This is a genomic window from Streptomyces sp. NPDC091412, from assembly GCF_044756885.1.
Classification (GTDB): domain Bacteria; phylum Actinomycetota; class Actinomycetes; order Streptomycetales; family Streptomycetaceae; genus Streptomyces.
In genome coordinates this window covers 464,175-477,444 of record NZ_JBIVTV010000001.1, presented here as the reverse complement: position 1 = coordinate 477,444, position 13,270 = coordinate 464,175, and the positions used below count along the sequence as shown (strand labels likewise).

Sequence of the window (13,270 nt, the reverse complement as noted above, 5' to 3'; positions counted from 1 at the left end):
GCACCCATGGCAACGCTTGAAATCCGAGACCTGCACGTCACCGTCGAGGCCGACAACGCCACGAAGGAGATCCTCAAGGGCGTCGACCTCACCGTGAAGCAGGGCGAGACGCACGCCATCATGGGCCCCAACGGCTCGGGCAAGTCGACCCTCGCCTACGCCCTCGCGGGCCACCCCAAGTACACCGTGTCCGGCGGCTCCGTCACCCTCGACGGCGAGGACGTCCTGGAGATGTCCGTCGACGAGCGCGCCCGCGCGGGCCTGTTCCTGGCGATGCAGTACCCGGTCGAGGTCCCCGGCGTCTCGGTCTCCAACTTCCTCCGCTCCTCCGCCACCGCCATCCGCGGCGAGGCGCCGAAGCTGCGCACCTGGGTGAAGGAGGTCAAGGAGGCCATGGAGCGCCTCTCCATGGACCCGGCCTTCGCCGAGCGCAACGTGAACGAGGGCTTCTCCGGCGGTGAGAAGAAGCGGCACGAGATCCTCCAGCTGGAGCTGCTCAAGCCGAAGATCGCGATCCTCGACGAGACCGACTCCGGCCTCGACGTCGACGCCCTGCGCATCGTGTCGGAGGGCGTGAACAGGGTCCGCGAGAGCGGCCAGGTCGGCACCCTGCTGATCACCCACTACACGCGCATCCTGCGCTACATCAAGCCCGACCACGTCCACGTGTTCGCCGGCGGCCGGATCGTCGAGTCCGGCGGCGCCGCGCTCGCGGACAAGCTGGAGAACGAGGGCTACGAGGCATACGTGAAGGGTGGCGCATCCGCGTGACACAGCTGCCGGGCCTCCTCGACACAGAGGCGATCCGCAAGGACTTCCCCGTGCTGGACCGGCTGGTCCACGACGGCAAGAAGCTCGTGTACCTGGACAACGCGGCGACCTCGCAGAAACCGCGCCAGGTGCTGGACGCCCTGAGCGAGTACTACGAGCGCTACAACGCCAACGTCCACCGCGGTGTGCATGTGCTCGCCGAGGAGGCCACGGCGCTGTACGAGGGCGCGCGCGACAAGGTCGCCGCGTTCGTCAACGCGCCGAGCCGCGACGAGGTGATCTTCACGAAGAACGCCTCGGAGTCGCTCAACCTCGTGGCGAACATGCTCGGCTGGGCCGAGGAGCCCTACCGGGTGGACCACGAGACCGAGATCGTCATCACGGAGATGGAGCACCACTCCAACATCGTTCCCTGGCAGCTGCTGGCGCAGCGCACGGGCGCGAAGCTGAAGTGGTTCGGCCTCACCGACGACGGCCGTCTCGACCTGTCCAACATCGACGAGGTCATCACCGAGAAGACGAAGATCGTCTCCTTCGTGCTGGTGTCCAACATCCTCGGCACCGTGAACCCGGTCGAGGCGATAGTGCGCCGCGCGCAGGAGGTCGGCGCGCTGGTGTGCATCGACGCCTCGCAGGCCGCGCCGCACATGCCGCTGGACGTACAGGCCCTCCAGGCCGACTTCGTGGCCTTCACCGGCCACAAGATGTGCGGCCCGACCGGCATCGGCGTGCTCTGGGGCCGCCAGGAGCTGCTGGAGGACCTGCCCCCGTTCCTCGGCGGCGGCGAGATGATCGAGACGGTGTCGATGCACTCGTCGACGTACGCCCCCGCCCCGCACAAGTTCGAGGCGGGCACGCCGCCGATCGCGCAGGCGGTCGGTCTGGGCGCGGCGATCGACTACCTGAACTCGATCGGGATGGACAAGATCCTCGCCCACGAGCACGCGCTCACCGAGTACGCGGTGCGCCGGCTGGCGGAGGTTCCCGACCTGAGGATCATCGGCCCGACCACGGCCGAGGACCGGGGCGCGGCGATCTCCTTCACGCTCGGTGACATCCACCCGCACGACGTGGGCCAGGTCCTCGACGAGCAGGGCATCGCGGTGCGCGTGGGCCACCACTGCGCGCGGCCGGTGTGCCTGCGGTACGGAATTCCTGCGACCACGCGAGCGTCGTTCTATCTGTACTCCACGCCGGCCGAGGTCGACGCTCTGGTCGACGGCCTGGAGCACGTACGGAACTTCTTCGGCTGACGGGACGAGCGATCGCATGAAGCTGGACTCGATGTACCAGGAAGTCATCCTGGACCACTACAAGAACCCGCACGGGCGTGGTCTGAGGGATGGCGACGCCGAGGTGCACCATGTGAATCCGACGTGCGGCGACGAGATCACCCTCCGAGTGAAGTACGACGGCACGACGATCAAGGACGTCTCGTACGAGGGCCAGGGCTGCTCGATCAGCCAGGCCTCGGCCTCCGTACTGAACGAACTGCTCGTCGGCAGGGAGCTGGCCGAGGCGCAGAAGATCCAGGAGACCTTCCTGGAGCTGATGCAGTCCAAGGGCCGGCTGGAGCCCGACGACGCGATGGAGGACGTCCTGGAGGACGCGGTGGCGTTCGCCGGGGTGTCCAAGTACCCGGCCCGGGTCAAGTGCGCCCTGTTGAGCTGGATGGCCTGGAAGGACGCGACGGCCCAGGCGCTGGGCGGCGCCGACGCCGAAAGGAAGAGCGCATGAGCGAGACCGTGGAGATGAAGCCGGCCTCGGAGGAGGAGCTCCGAGAGGCCCTGATGGACGTCGTCGACCCCGAGCTGGGCATCGACGTCGTCAACCTCGGCCTGATCTACGGCATCCACGTCGACGAGTCGAACATCGCGACCATCGACATGACCCTGACGTCCGCGGCCTGCCCGCTCACCGACGTCATCGAGGACCAGGCCAAGTCCGCCACGGACGGCCTCGTCAACGAGCTGCGCATCAACTGGGTCTGGATGCCGCCGTGGGGCCCCGACAAGATCACGGACGACGGCCGCGAGCAGCTGCGGGCGCTCGGCTTCAACGTCTGAGATCCACGAGCGAACGGCGAACGGCGAGGTCCACCGGGACCTCGCCGTTCGCCGTTAGCCCCCATGACCACACCGCGCCACCCTGGATATGTACGGCCGTACACATCGGCGGATACGCTCGCCCGCATGGGATACGTGATGCTCCTCGGTGCCATCGCCGCGGAAGTCGCGGCCACGACGGCCATGAAGTACAGCGACGGCTTCAGCAGGTTCGGGCCCTCGCTGGTGACCGTCGTCGGGTACGTGCTCTCCTTCGTGCTGCTCGCCCAGACGCTGCGGACCGTGGCCATCGGCACGGCCTACGCGATCTGGTCCGGCATCGGCACCGCGGCCGTCGCCGCGCTCGGCCTGGTGCTGTTCGGGGAGGGGATGAGCCTCGCCAAGGTCGCCGGGATCGTGCTGATCATCGGTGGAGTGGTCGTCCTCAGCCTGGGCGGGGCCCACTGATGGCCCGGCGGCACGACCCCGAGCGGCGGCAGCGCATCATCGACGCGGCGCTCCGTGTGGTGGGCGCCAGGGGACTCGCCGGGCTGAGCCACCGCACGGTGGCCGCGGAGGCGGACGTACCGCTGGGCTCCACGACGTACCACTTCCGGACGCTGGACGAGCTGATGGTCGCGGCCCTCGGGCAGGCAAGCGACGGCTTCGCCAAGGTGATCGCCGCGCGCGGTGGTCTGGACGACCCGCGCACCGACCTCGCGGAGGCGCTCGCGGGCTGGATGGGGGAGTGGCTGTCCGGCGATCGCACCGGGGTCGAGCTGGAGTACGAGCTGTATCTCGCCGCCCTGCGCCGCCCCGCGCTCCGTCCGGTCGCCGCCGAGTGGGCCGAGGACGTCGCGACCCTGCTCTCCCGCCGCACCGACCCGACCACCGCCCGCGCCCTGGTGGCCCTGATGGACGGCATCTGCCTGCAGGTGCTGCTGACCGGAACCCCGTACGACGAGAACTACGCCCGCGAGATCCTGAGGCGGATGATCCCGCCGTCCGCGGACACCTGAGCGGGCGGCGGCGCACCCATCGCCCCACCCGGCGCGCCCCTGACCGGCACATGAGACGCCCATGGCACCGGTTCGCCGGTGGGCGCCGCCTCACGTTAGGTTTCCTTCTATGACCGACACGACTGCTCCCCGCACCACCGGTGCCGTGGCCGCCGGACTCGCCACGATCGCCGCCGACGGCACCGTTCTCGACACCTGGTTCCCCGCCCCCGAGCTGACGGACCAGCCCGGCCCGGCCGGCAGCGAGCGGCTGTCCGCCGAGCGGGCCGCGGAGCTGCTCGGCGACGGCGCCACCGCGGCGATCGGGCCGGACGCGCGCCGGGGCGTCGAGGTGGTCGCGGTCCGTACGGTCATCGCCTCGCTCGACGAGAAGCCGATCGACGCGCACGACGTCTACCTGCGTCTGCACCTGCTCTCGCACCGGCTGGTCAAGCCGCACGGCCAGAGCCTGGACGGGATCTTCGGCCACCTCGCGAACGTCGCCTGGACCTCGCTCGGCCCGGTCGCCGTGGACGACATCGAGAAGGTGCGGCTCAACGCCCGCGCGGAGGGCCTGCACCTCCAGGTGACCTCGATCGACAAGTTCCCGCGCATGACCGACTACGTCGCCCCGAAGGGCGTTCGCATCGCCGACGCCGACCGGGTACGGCTCGGCGCGCACCTCGCCGAGGGCACCACCGTGATGCACGAGGGCTTCGTGAACTTCAACGCGGGCACCCTCGGCACCTCCATGGTCGAGGGCCGCATCTCCGCGGGCGTCGTGGTCGGCGACGGCTCCGACATCGGCGGCGGCGCCTCCACCATGGGCACGCTCTCCGGCGGCGGCAACGTGATCATCGCCATCGGCGAGCGCTGCCTGGTCGGCGCCGAGGCGGGCGTGGGCATCGCGCTCGGCGACGAGTGCGTGGTCGAGGCCGGTCTGTACGTCACTGCCGGCACCCGGGTGACGATGCCCGACGGCCAGATCGTCAAGGCGCGCGAGCTGTCCGGCGCCTCCAACATCCTCTTCCGCCGCAACTCGGTCACCGGCGCCGTCGAGGCCCGCCCGAACAACGCCGTCTGGGGCGGCCTGAACGAGATCCTGCACAGCCACAACTGATCAACGGCGGCCGTGACCTGCGGCCGCCTCATCGATCAATGTCCTGACCTGCTGCTGAGCTGTCGGCAGCGGTCGGTGTTGGTCATCGTTGAGCGCCCTTCCACGGCCCGAGGACGGCCCGGGAGGGCGCTCGTGCGTCGGGTGACATCCGCAGGCCCGTACCGTGCCACCTGGTGATCATCACAGACCGTGATCTACTTCAGGGCATGGTGCCGATCAACGAGAAGCCGACGTCATGACCGATCACACCCGTCACTGCTGCGAGGCGATGGCCGACCGCGTTGACGTGCGCTGCGACGAGCACGACGACCCCTTCGCCTGCCCGGACGCGCTGATCGACTTCAGCGCCGCGTTCCAGGAGTACGGGCTGATCATTCATGACGGCGGCAGGTCGAGCATCACGATCGAGTTCTGTCCCTGGTGCGGACGACGTCTCCCCGAGTCGCAGCGGGACCGGTGGTTCGACGAGCTGGAGCGCCGCGGGATCGATCCATGGGAGGACGAGCTCCCCGCCGAGTTCCAGGACGGCCGCTGGCTCGCCTCCCCACGCCAGGACCAACGGTGACGGAGGCGGTACGGCGGCCCGCCCATGTCGGCCGGCTCAGCCCGGCGACTTCGCCCGGTGCTCACACGGAGCGGGCCGGCTCCCTTGGGCTCCGGTCCGCTCCGCTCTTTCGAGTCACTGGTGGTTGTAGAAATCAGTAACCGTGATCACCGTGGTCCCGGTCGCCGTGGTCGCGGTCGTGGTCGCGGTCGCCGTGGTGGCGGTCCCCGTGGTCGCGGTCGCCGTGGTCCCGGTCCCCGTGGCCCCCGTGGCCGTGGTCCCCGTGGTCACGACCCAGGGCGGGGAAGAGAGCGTTGAAGATTGCCATGGCATTCCTCCGGCATATGCCTGAGACATTTTCGAAGGTGATACGTCCCGGCATGGGAATGAGATGGCGTGGTGAGTCAAAAGACAGCAAACAAGTATCTCCCGCCAGGCACGGGGCGCTTCCGGCGGGAGTCCGGAGGCCCTACGGCCCCGGCGACACGACCCAGGGTTCATGGCGGCATTGGTGCCCACGGCGTTCAGGGCTGCCAGGAGGCCGGTGTCCTCAGGGGCTGGCAGCGCCATCCATCCTCCCGGCGCGGTGACACGGTCGCGCCGTGCGCACAGGGTCGCCGGACGCACCTGCCCCCTGTAGTCGTGTGTCCGCCAGCGTTCCAGGACTGCGCCCCGGGCGATCGGTCCGGCCGGAGGGTCGCCCTCGAAGCCGGCGGTCGAACCGTCTGGCCGTGGGCCGAGGACGCGTGAGGTCGTCCAGGCGGCCTCGCTCTGCTCGGTCAGGACGGCGATGCCTCGGGGTGGCGCGCCGGGGCTGAGCATGTGGTCGGCGTCCAGTACCTCGACCAGGTCGCCACGAGCCCGGGCGAGCGCCATCATGCGGGCCGTTCCGGAACCCGGACAGTACCGAGGACAGCCCCGAGAGGGCCCCGAGACGGCCCACGGGGCCGGTTGGCCCCCTGACCCGCATCTCGTTCAACAGCCACAACTGACGTCACGTCATGGCGTGCGCGTGCGCGGGGATCACGCCGCCCGCAGCCGTTCGTACGCCGACCGCAGTCCGTCGGCCGTCTCGCGGCCGGCGGGGCGCAGGGGGGCGCGGACCGGGCCCGCGGGCCGGCCCAGGTCGTTCAGCAGTGCCTTGACGGTGACCGTACCGGGCAGGCCGGCGGCCATCGTCGACTCGATCAGTTCGGTGGCCTGTTGCTGGAGCCGGGCGGCGCGGGCGGTGTCGCCCGCGTCGAAGGCGTCAAGGATCGAGCGCAGTTGGCGAGGAACGAGGTTCGCGACCGTGCTGATGTATCCGCTGCCGCCCACCGCGTACAGCGCGAGGATGTGCTCCTCGCAGCCCGCGTAGTACGCCAACTCCGTGCGGGACAGCACCTTCTGGGTACCGAGGAAGTCGTAGGAGCAGTCCTTGACCGCCACGATCCGGGGGTGTGCGGCCAGCCGCAGCATGGTGTCCGGCTCGATGCGCGTGCCGGTGCGGCCGGGGATGTCGTAGAGCACCACCGGCAGCTCGGAGGCGTCCGCCACCGTGCGGAAGTGCTCCTCCACGGCGTCCTGCGGCGGCCTGCTGTAGTACGGCGTCACCACCAGCACGCCGTCCGCGCCCGCCTTCTCGGCCGCGAGCGTCAGCTCGACGGTGTGCCGGGTGTCGGCGGTGCCCACGCCCGCCACGATCGAGGCACGCTCCCCGACCGCCTCGCGCACGGCCCGGACCAGCGCCGACTTCTCGGCGTCCGTCGTGGTCGGCGACTCGCCGGTCGTACCGCTCAGCACGAGACCGTCGCAGCCCTCGGTCACCAGCAGGTCGGCGAGCCGCTGGGCGCCGTCGAGGTCGAGCGCGCCGGAGTCGGTGAAGGGCGTGATCATGGCGCACAGGGCGCGGCCGAAGGGAGGGGCGGGAGTGGCTGTGGTCGTCGTCATGGAAGCAGTGTCGACAGGGGCGACCGTGAAGCTCCACTTAATTCTTCTACCGGATATCTGTAAGTGGAGCTGGAGTGACGATGCCCTGCGCCGAAGCCGCCGTGATGCGTCACCATGGGCAGGAAGTCGCCGATGGGCAGGCACGGGAGCAGTCATGAAGCTCGGCAAGGCGCTGGCCACCGGCGTCGCGGAGGAGCGGTCGCCGGTCCGCGAGGAGGAGGCCGGACTCCCCGAGGCGGTCCAGGAGATCCAGCTGCTCCAGGAACCGCGGGCCGCCGCCACGCCCGAAGAGGCTCCGGCCGCCCGAAGAGGCTCCGGCCGCCCGATGAGGCTGCGGCTGCCCGCGGAACGCCCCACGGAGCCGCCGACCGGATACAAGATCGCCCACCCGGTGCTGTCCCACGACGGCACCCGGGTCCGCCTCACCGGTGGGTCGCTCGGCGGCGCGCTCCCGTACGGCGTCGTCGCGGACGCGGACGCGGTCTGCGTCCAGCGTCCACGGCCGCCGGTACCGGCCCGTTTGTGCGACTGCGGGTTCCACTGCGTGCACGAACGCGCCGCCGCCGAGGCCCTGCTGGGCACGACCGAGCACCGGAGCGCCGTACTGCTGGAGGTCTCCGTCCTCGGTCGCCTGCATCGTCTACCAGCACGGTTTCCGCTGTGCCCGTCAGCGGGTGCGCACGGCGGCGGTCGGCCCGTGCGCGTGCGGGGCGCCCGCCTCCGCCCTGGCCGACGCGGGCTGGGGCAGGCCCGGCTGGGCCCGGCCGGCGCGCGCCGACGGCCGTCTGTGCGGGCTGCCTGCGTGGCCGTACGTCCGTGACGCGCGCCTGCTTCGCCCGGCCGGCCGGAGACGGGCTGCGGGTCGTCGCGGGCGGCGGCGGGCCGGCACGGGTAGCCGCGGCGGTGGCCGCGTCCGCGCCGGCCGGGTCGCTCGCCGGGTCCGAAGGGCTCGGGGTGCCCGAACCCGTCACGGAGGCCGCCCTGTTGCAGGCGGGCCTCGACTGGTTCCAGGCCCAGCCGGCCCGGATCGGCTACCCCTGGCCCGGCGGCCCGGGCCAGGGGTAGCCGCAGACGTCCCGGGGTACCCGGATGGTCCGGACCGAGAGGAGGCGGACACCGTGACCGGGACGATCGATGTGAGGCCTGCGCGCGACCAGCGACGCCCAGCGCGAGGCCGCTCGGCAGGCGACCGTATGGTGGACGAACGTTCACCTGCCGAACCTTCGGTGGCTGAACGGTTGCCTGCCGAACTTCCTGTGGAAGAACGTTCACAGGTCGAACCTTCGGTGGGTGAGCATTCGGTGGGCGAACTCGTCCACCGGGCCACTGAACAGCTTTCTCAGCTCGTACGGCAGGAATTGACCCTGGCCAAGCTGGAGCTGACGGAGAAGGGGCGCCGCATGGGGCGCGGCGGCGAACTGCTCGGCGCGGCGGGCGCCATCGGCTATGTCGGGCTGATCGCGCTCGCCGGCGCGGCCATCGCCGCCCTCTCGCTGGTGCTGCCCGTGTGGGCCGCGGCGCTGATCGTGACGGGCGTGCTGTTCGCGATCGCGGGCGTGCTGGCCCTGGTCGGCCGCTCCCAGCTGCGCCGCGCCGCACGGCCCGTACCGGAGGAGATGCTCGGCAGCGTCAAAGCCGACGTTGAGGTGATCAAGGAAAGGGCGCGCCACCGATGACGGACAGGACACAGGGCGACGGCGGCGGCTTCACCCCGCCCGCCGGCGCGAAGGGCCCCGATGAGCTGAGGCATCAGATTGAACAGACCAGGAGTCAACTAGGCGACACAGTTCAGGAATTGGCCGCCAAGGCGGATGTGAAGGGCCGTGCAAGGGCCCGCGCGGCCGACCTGAAGGACAAGGCCGGCGCCATGACGGTCCAGCTGCGCAGCTCCGCCGCGCAGGCCGGGCATGCCGTCCAGGAGAGGGCGACTCACGCCGGCCACCAGGCCCAGGAGAGGGCGAGCCGGGCCGGGCACACGCTCCAGGAGCGGACCCCGGTGAGCAACGCGGTCGAGGTGTACCGCCGCAATCCGCGCCCGCTGATGATCTCGCTCGCGGCAGCGGCGGCCCTGGTGGCGGCCGGACTGTTGATCCGGCGCGGCAGGCGCGCGCGGCAGGCGCGGCGCTGGTGGCAGCCGGACCGCTGATCCGGTGCGGCCGCCGTCGTCGAGGTCGTCCGCTTCGGAACCGCGCACCGGGACCACCGGCTTCCTGAAGGCCGCCCCCACCCGAGAGGTGGGGGCGGCCTTCCCGTGTGCCGGCGGCCGCACACCGACCCGCCGAAAAATAGAACCGTCTGGACAAAAAAAGTTTTCGGTGGGAGGGTGGGTCCCATGCTGGACGTCACCGTGATCGAGGACCCCGAGGCGGCAGCCGTCTCCCTGGACCCCATAAGGGCCAGACTGCTCGCCGAGCTGGCGGCAGGCCCCGCTTCGGCCGCCATGCTGGCCGGTACGGTCGGCCTGCCCCGGCAGAAGGTGAACTACCACCTCAAGGCGCTGGAGCGGCACGGACTGGTCGAGCTGGCCGGCGAGCGCCGCAAGGGCAACGTCACCGAGCGGCTGATGCGCGCCACCGCCGCGTCGTACGTCATCTCCCCGCTGGCCCTGGCCTCCGTGCAGCCCGACCCGGACCGCTTCCGCGACCAGCTCTCCGCGCGCTGGCTGCTCGCCCTCGGCGCCCGGCTGGTGCGCGACGTCGGCTCGCTGATCACCGGCGCGGCCAAGGCCCGCAAGCGGCTGGCGACCTACGCGCTGGACGGCGAGGTCCGCTTCGCCTCGGCCGCCGACCGGGCCGCGTTCGTCGAGGAGCTGACGGCCGGCGTCACCGCCCTGATCCGCAAGTACGACGCCCCGGACGCCGAGGCGGGACGCGGCCACCGGATCGTCGTCGCCTTCCACCCCACGGTGAAGGAGCAGGCCGCGCCCGCCGTGGAACCCGAAGCCCAGTAACAGCCCGGTACCCCCCGATCGTCATCGAGCAGGAGCCCGTCATGTCCAAGGAATTCGAGATCGTCCGTGAGTTCGAGGTCGACGCCACGCCCCAGGAGGTGTGGGAGGCGATCACGACCGGTACCGGTGGATACCTGTGGCCGATGGAGCCGCCGGAGCCCCGGGTGGGCGGCGCCGGACCGTTCGGGTCCACGGTCACCGCCTGGGACCCGCCGCACCGCTACACCAACCGCAGCGAGGACGTCGGGTTCCCGGTCCAGTCGCTCAACCAGCTCGACCACACCATCGAACCGCGTGACGACGGCCGCCGCGCCTGGGTGCGGTACGTGCACAGCGGCATCTTCACCGACGACTGGGACAACCAGTACGACGGCGCGAACAAGCACACCGACTTCTACCTGCACACCCTGCGCGAGTACCTGACGCACTTCGCGCCGCGCCCGGTGGCCTTCGCGACCCTGGACGGACCGGAGGCGTCCACCGCCCCCGACGCCTTCACGGCCGTGGGCCGGGCGCTCGGGCTCACCGACGACACGGCCACGGGTGCGCGCGTGACCGTGCGGGGGCCCCGGACGTTCGAGGCCGTGCTCGACTACCGCAGCCCGTACTTCATCGGGCTGCGCACCGACGACGCCCTCATCCGCCTCTTCGGCCGCAACCACTGGGGCGCCCCGGTCGGCGTCAGCGTCCACGACTTCGCGCCGGACGCCGACGCCAAGGCCAACGAACTGGCCTGGCGGGAATGGCTGGACGGGGTCTGCGCCTGACGGCCGCCGACCCCGTCCTCAGGACACGCGGGTGTTACGGGTGGAACCGGAGCACCTGCGGGTCGTGGTCGCTGGTCTGGTCGTGGAACTCCGCGTTGACGTGCACGCTGTCGTAGTCGAAGTTGCCGCCGCGCTTGATCGCCGGGCTGATCAGGATCTGGTCCAGGACTTGGAGGTTGCCCTGGTAGTCGTAGGTGTAACGCTCGTTCTTGGGCAGCGACTTGATCGCCGACCACAGCTCGCCGTCACCCTCGAGGATCTTCGCGGTGTCGGAGAACTCGAAGTCGTTCATGTCGCCGAGCACGACGACGTCCGCGTTCTTCTCGACCTTCAGGATGTCCTTGACGAAGGAGTTCACCTCGGCCGCCTGGCGGTGGCGCTGGACCTCCGAGCTGCGCGTCGGCGGCTGGTACTGCGCGGTCAGGGCCTGGTCGCCGCCCTTGGAGGCGAAGTGGTTGGCGATCACCATGACCGTGCGGCCGCGGAAGACGAACTCGCCGGCCAGCGGCTTGCGGCTGTTCTTCCAGGCGTCGCTCGCGGGGTTGATCCGGCCCGGGGAGACCGTCAGGGCCGCCTTGTTGCCGTTCACCTTGGTGACGCCGACCGCGGTGGTCGAGTCGCCGCCGGGGCGGTCGGTGAAGGAGACCCGCTTGGCGTTGAACAGGAACACCTGGCGGATGTTGCCGCCGGGCTCGCCGCCGTCCTGGTCGTTGACCGGGTCGATCGAGCGCCAGTCGTACTTCGGGCCGCCGGCCTTGACGATCGCGTCGATCAGCTTGCCGACGGTCGCGCTCGCGTCGACCGTGCCGTCGTCCACGGCGCCGTTGTTGTCCTGGATCTCCTCCAGGGACACGATGTCGGGCGACTGGAGGTTGTGCACGATCGCGGCGGCGTGCTCGTCGAAGGTGGCGTCGGACGGGTCGAGGTTCTCGACGTTGTAGGTGGCCACCGAGAGCTCGCCCGGCGACTGCTTGGTGGTCGTCTCGCGCTTCAGGCCGCCGCTCTTGAGCGTGCCGAGCTGGTTGCCGACGATCGTGTAGCCGCCGTAGGAGTTGAAGTCCATCGGGCCGGTGGTGGTACCGGCGAGGGTGTCGCCGACGTTCGCCACGGGGAAGTCGGCGGTGGAGCCCAGCGACTCGATCTGGAGGCGGCCGGTGTTCTGGGAGTCGTAGGAGCCGTAGACCGTGCCGCCGCGGGTGCTGCGGTTCTCGTCCTGCTTCACCGTGACCCACAGCTCGCTGTAGGGGTTGGTGGCGGTGACCACGCGGGCGTCGGCGATCTGGACGTTCATGCCCTCCAGGGACTCGTAGTAGTCCAGGGCGTACTTCGTCGGCTCCAGGGTCAGACCGTTGACCGAGCCCTTCGCGGCGGGGTCGCCGGCCGGGGCGTAGGCGGCGGGCACCGACTTGGCGTCGATCACGACCGGGGCCGGGACCGGGTTGCCCTTGGACACGACGGTGACCGTCGGCTTGGTGATCTCGGTGACCGACTGGTTGCCGGAGGTGGCGCCGCCCGGGACGTACTCGGAGACCGTGCCGGTCACCGTGACGGAGTCGCCGACGGCGACCGTCGGGGTGGAGCTGGTGAAGACGAAGACGCCCTCGCTGGTGGCGGGGTTGTCGTCCGGATTGGCGTCCTGCATCCAGAAGCCCCTGGTGGAGCCGTAGGCGCGTACGGCGGTGACGATGCCGGGGACGGCCGTGACCTGTTGGTTCGCGTAGGGGGATATTCGGGTGGTGCCCTGGATGTCGTGGATGCGCACGGTGTCCGCGTGCGCGGGAGAGGTGAGGACGACGGTGGACGCGGCCGAGCAGACTGCGGCGATGGTCAGCGCGGCGAGACGCGCGGAGGACTTGCTGGGCAAGGCGGATCCTTTCGGGGCATGACGGAGCGCGGCGACGGGGAGTGCGACGCGATGACGCGGGCCGCGACCGGAGGCACACGAATCCACGCGCGTAGAGCGTGACGGGAACGGCCGCCTCCACATATCTACGCGCGTCAATCTCCTGTGTGGCCCGGGCGGCTGTCAAGGTTTCGGCCATGTACGGGGCATGGCGGAAAGATGAACTGGATGGGATGGGTCGAAATCCGTCTAGGCTGAGCGGTTGAGTCGTCAGACTTACCGGCCCGTGGGCTTCCCACCCTC

General features: G+C 70.5%; 15 protein-coding genes and 1 pseudogene. 13 read left to right on the top strand and 3 right to left on the bottom strand.

Features of this window, described 5'->3' with window-relative positions; genetic code table 11:
• Positions 1-6: 6 nt before the first annotated feature.
• From sufC to ACIQMV_RS02155, 8 genes are all read left to right on the top strand, one after another.
• Entirely contained in the window at positions 7-771 is a 765-nt protein-coding gene (gene sufC / locus ACIQMV_RS02190) for a Fe-S cluster assembly ATPase SufC (RefSeq protein ID WP_141362058.1), read from the top strand.
• A complete protein-coding gene (locus ACIQMV_RS02185; protein WP_402590452.1) occupies positions 768-2,024 on the top strand; it encodes a cysteine desulfurase in 1,257 nt (418 codons plus the stop codon). Before sufC ends, ACIQMV_RS02185 begins: the two co-directional genes overlap by 4 nt.
• A 16-nt stretch (positions 2,025-2,040) precedes the next feature.
• Positions 2,041-2,508: a Fe-S cluster assembly sulfur transfer protein SufU gene (gene sufU, locus ACIQMV_RS02180; protein WP_141362062.1), complete on the top strand. Its 468-nt coding sequence runs from the start codon at positions 2,041-2,043 to the stop codon at positions 2,506-2,508.
• A complete protein-coding gene (locus tag ACIQMV_RS02175) occupies positions 2,505-2,837 on the top strand; it encodes a metal-sulfur cluster assembly factor (protein WP_100569477.1) in 333 nt (110 codons plus the stop codon). The genes sufU and ACIQMV_RS02175 overlap by 4 nt, the downstream gene beginning before the upstream one ends.
• A gap of 126 nt (positions 2,838-2,963) precedes the next feature.
• Positions 2,964-3,284: a multidrug efflux SMR transporter gene (locus ACIQMV_RS02170; protein ID WP_141362064.1), complete on the top strand. Its 321-nt coding sequence runs from the start codon at positions 2,964-2,966 to the stop codon at positions 3,282-3,284.
• Positions 3,284-3,835, top strand: coding sequence for a TetR/AcrR family transcriptional regulator (locus ACIQMV_RS02165; protein ID WP_402590449.1), 552 nt, complete (start codon positions 3,284-3,286; stop codon positions 3,833-3,835). Before ACIQMV_RS02170 ends, ACIQMV_RS02165 begins: the two co-directional genes overlap by 1 nt.
• A gap of 109 nt (positions 3,836-3,944) precedes the next feature.
• Complete coding sequence (dapD, locus tag ACIQMV_RS02160) at positions 3,945-4,934, top strand: 2,3,4,5-tetrahydropyridine-2,6-dicarboxylate N-succinyltransferase (protein WP_382621310.1); 990 nt, start codon at positions 3,945-3,947, stop codon at positions 4,932-4,934.
• 235 nt (positions 4,935-5,169) lie between these two features.
• Complete coding sequence (locus ACIQMV_RS02155) at positions 5,170-5,499, top strand: DUF6980 family protein (RefSeq protein WP_402590447.1); 330 nt, start codon at positions 5,170-5,172, stop codon at positions 5,497-5,499.
• Between the two features lie 133 nt (positions 5,500-5,632).
• On the opposite strand, the gene ACIQMV_RS02150 is transcribed toward ACIQMV_RS02155, so the two are convergent.
• Both ACIQMV_RS02150 and dapA read right to left on the bottom strand, forming a co-directional pair.
• Positions 5,633-5,806 carry a hypothetical protein gene (locus ACIQMV_RS02150; RefSeq protein ID WP_402590445.1) on the bottom strand — a complete coding sequence of 58 codons (174 nt, stop codon included), beginning with the start codon at positions 5,804-5,806 and terminating at the stop codon, positions 5,633-5,635.
• A gap of 695 nt (positions 5,807-6,501) precedes the next feature.
• Positions 6,502-7,407, bottom strand: a complete 906-nt coding sequence (gene dapA, locus ACIQMV_RS02145) for a 4-hydroxy-tetrahydrodipicolinate synthase (protein ID WP_402590443.1) — start codon at positions 7,405-7,407, stop codon at positions 6,502-6,504.
• Between the two features lie 325 nt (positions 7,408-7,732).
• On the opposite strand from dapA, the pseudogene ACIQMV_RS02140 reads away from it, so the two are divergent.
• The 5 genes and pseudogenes from ACIQMV_RS02140 (at position 7,733) to ACIQMV_RS02120 (ending at position 11,124) form a co-directional block, all read left to right on the top strand.
• A pseudogene (locus ACIQMV_RS02140) lies at positions 7,733-8,472 on the top strand (hypothetical protein).
• A gap of 128 nt (positions 8,473-8,600) precedes the next feature.
• Entirely contained in the window at positions 8,601-9,083 is a 483-nt protein-coding gene (locus tag ACIQMV_RS02135) for a phage holin family protein (protein ID WP_402590441.1), read from the top strand.
• Complete coding sequence (locus ACIQMV_RS02130; protein ID WP_402590439.1) at positions 9,080-9,553, top strand: DUF3618 domain-containing protein; 474 nt, start codon at positions 9,080-9,082, stop codon at positions 9,551-9,553. The genes ACIQMV_RS02135 and ACIQMV_RS02130 overlap by 4 nt, the downstream gene beginning before the upstream one ends.
• A gap of 186 nt (positions 9,554-9,739) precedes the next feature.
• Positions 9,740-10,357, top strand: a complete 618-nt coding sequence (locus tag ACIQMV_RS02125; protein WP_141362078.1) for a helix-turn-helix domain-containing protein — start codon at positions 9,740-9,742, stop codon at positions 10,355-10,357.
• Positions 10,358-10,398: 41 nt separating this feature from the next.
• On the top strand, positions 10,399-11,124 hold the full coding sequence (locus ACIQMV_RS02120; RefSeq protein WP_141362080.1) for an SRPBCC domain-containing protein: 726 nt from the start codon (positions 10,399-10,401) through the stop codon (positions 11,122-11,124).
• A gap of 34 nt (positions 11,125-11,158) precedes the next feature.
• Here ACIQMV_RS02120 and ACIQMV_RS02115 read toward each other — a convergent pair whose 3' ends face one another.
• Positions 11,159-12,988, bottom strand: a complete 1,830-nt coding sequence (locus tag ACIQMV_RS02115; RefSeq protein ID WP_402590437.1) for an endonuclease/exonuclease/phosphatase family protein — start codon at positions 12,986-12,988, stop codon at positions 11,159-11,161.
• Between the last annotated feature and the right edge of the window lie 282 nt (positions 12,989-13,270).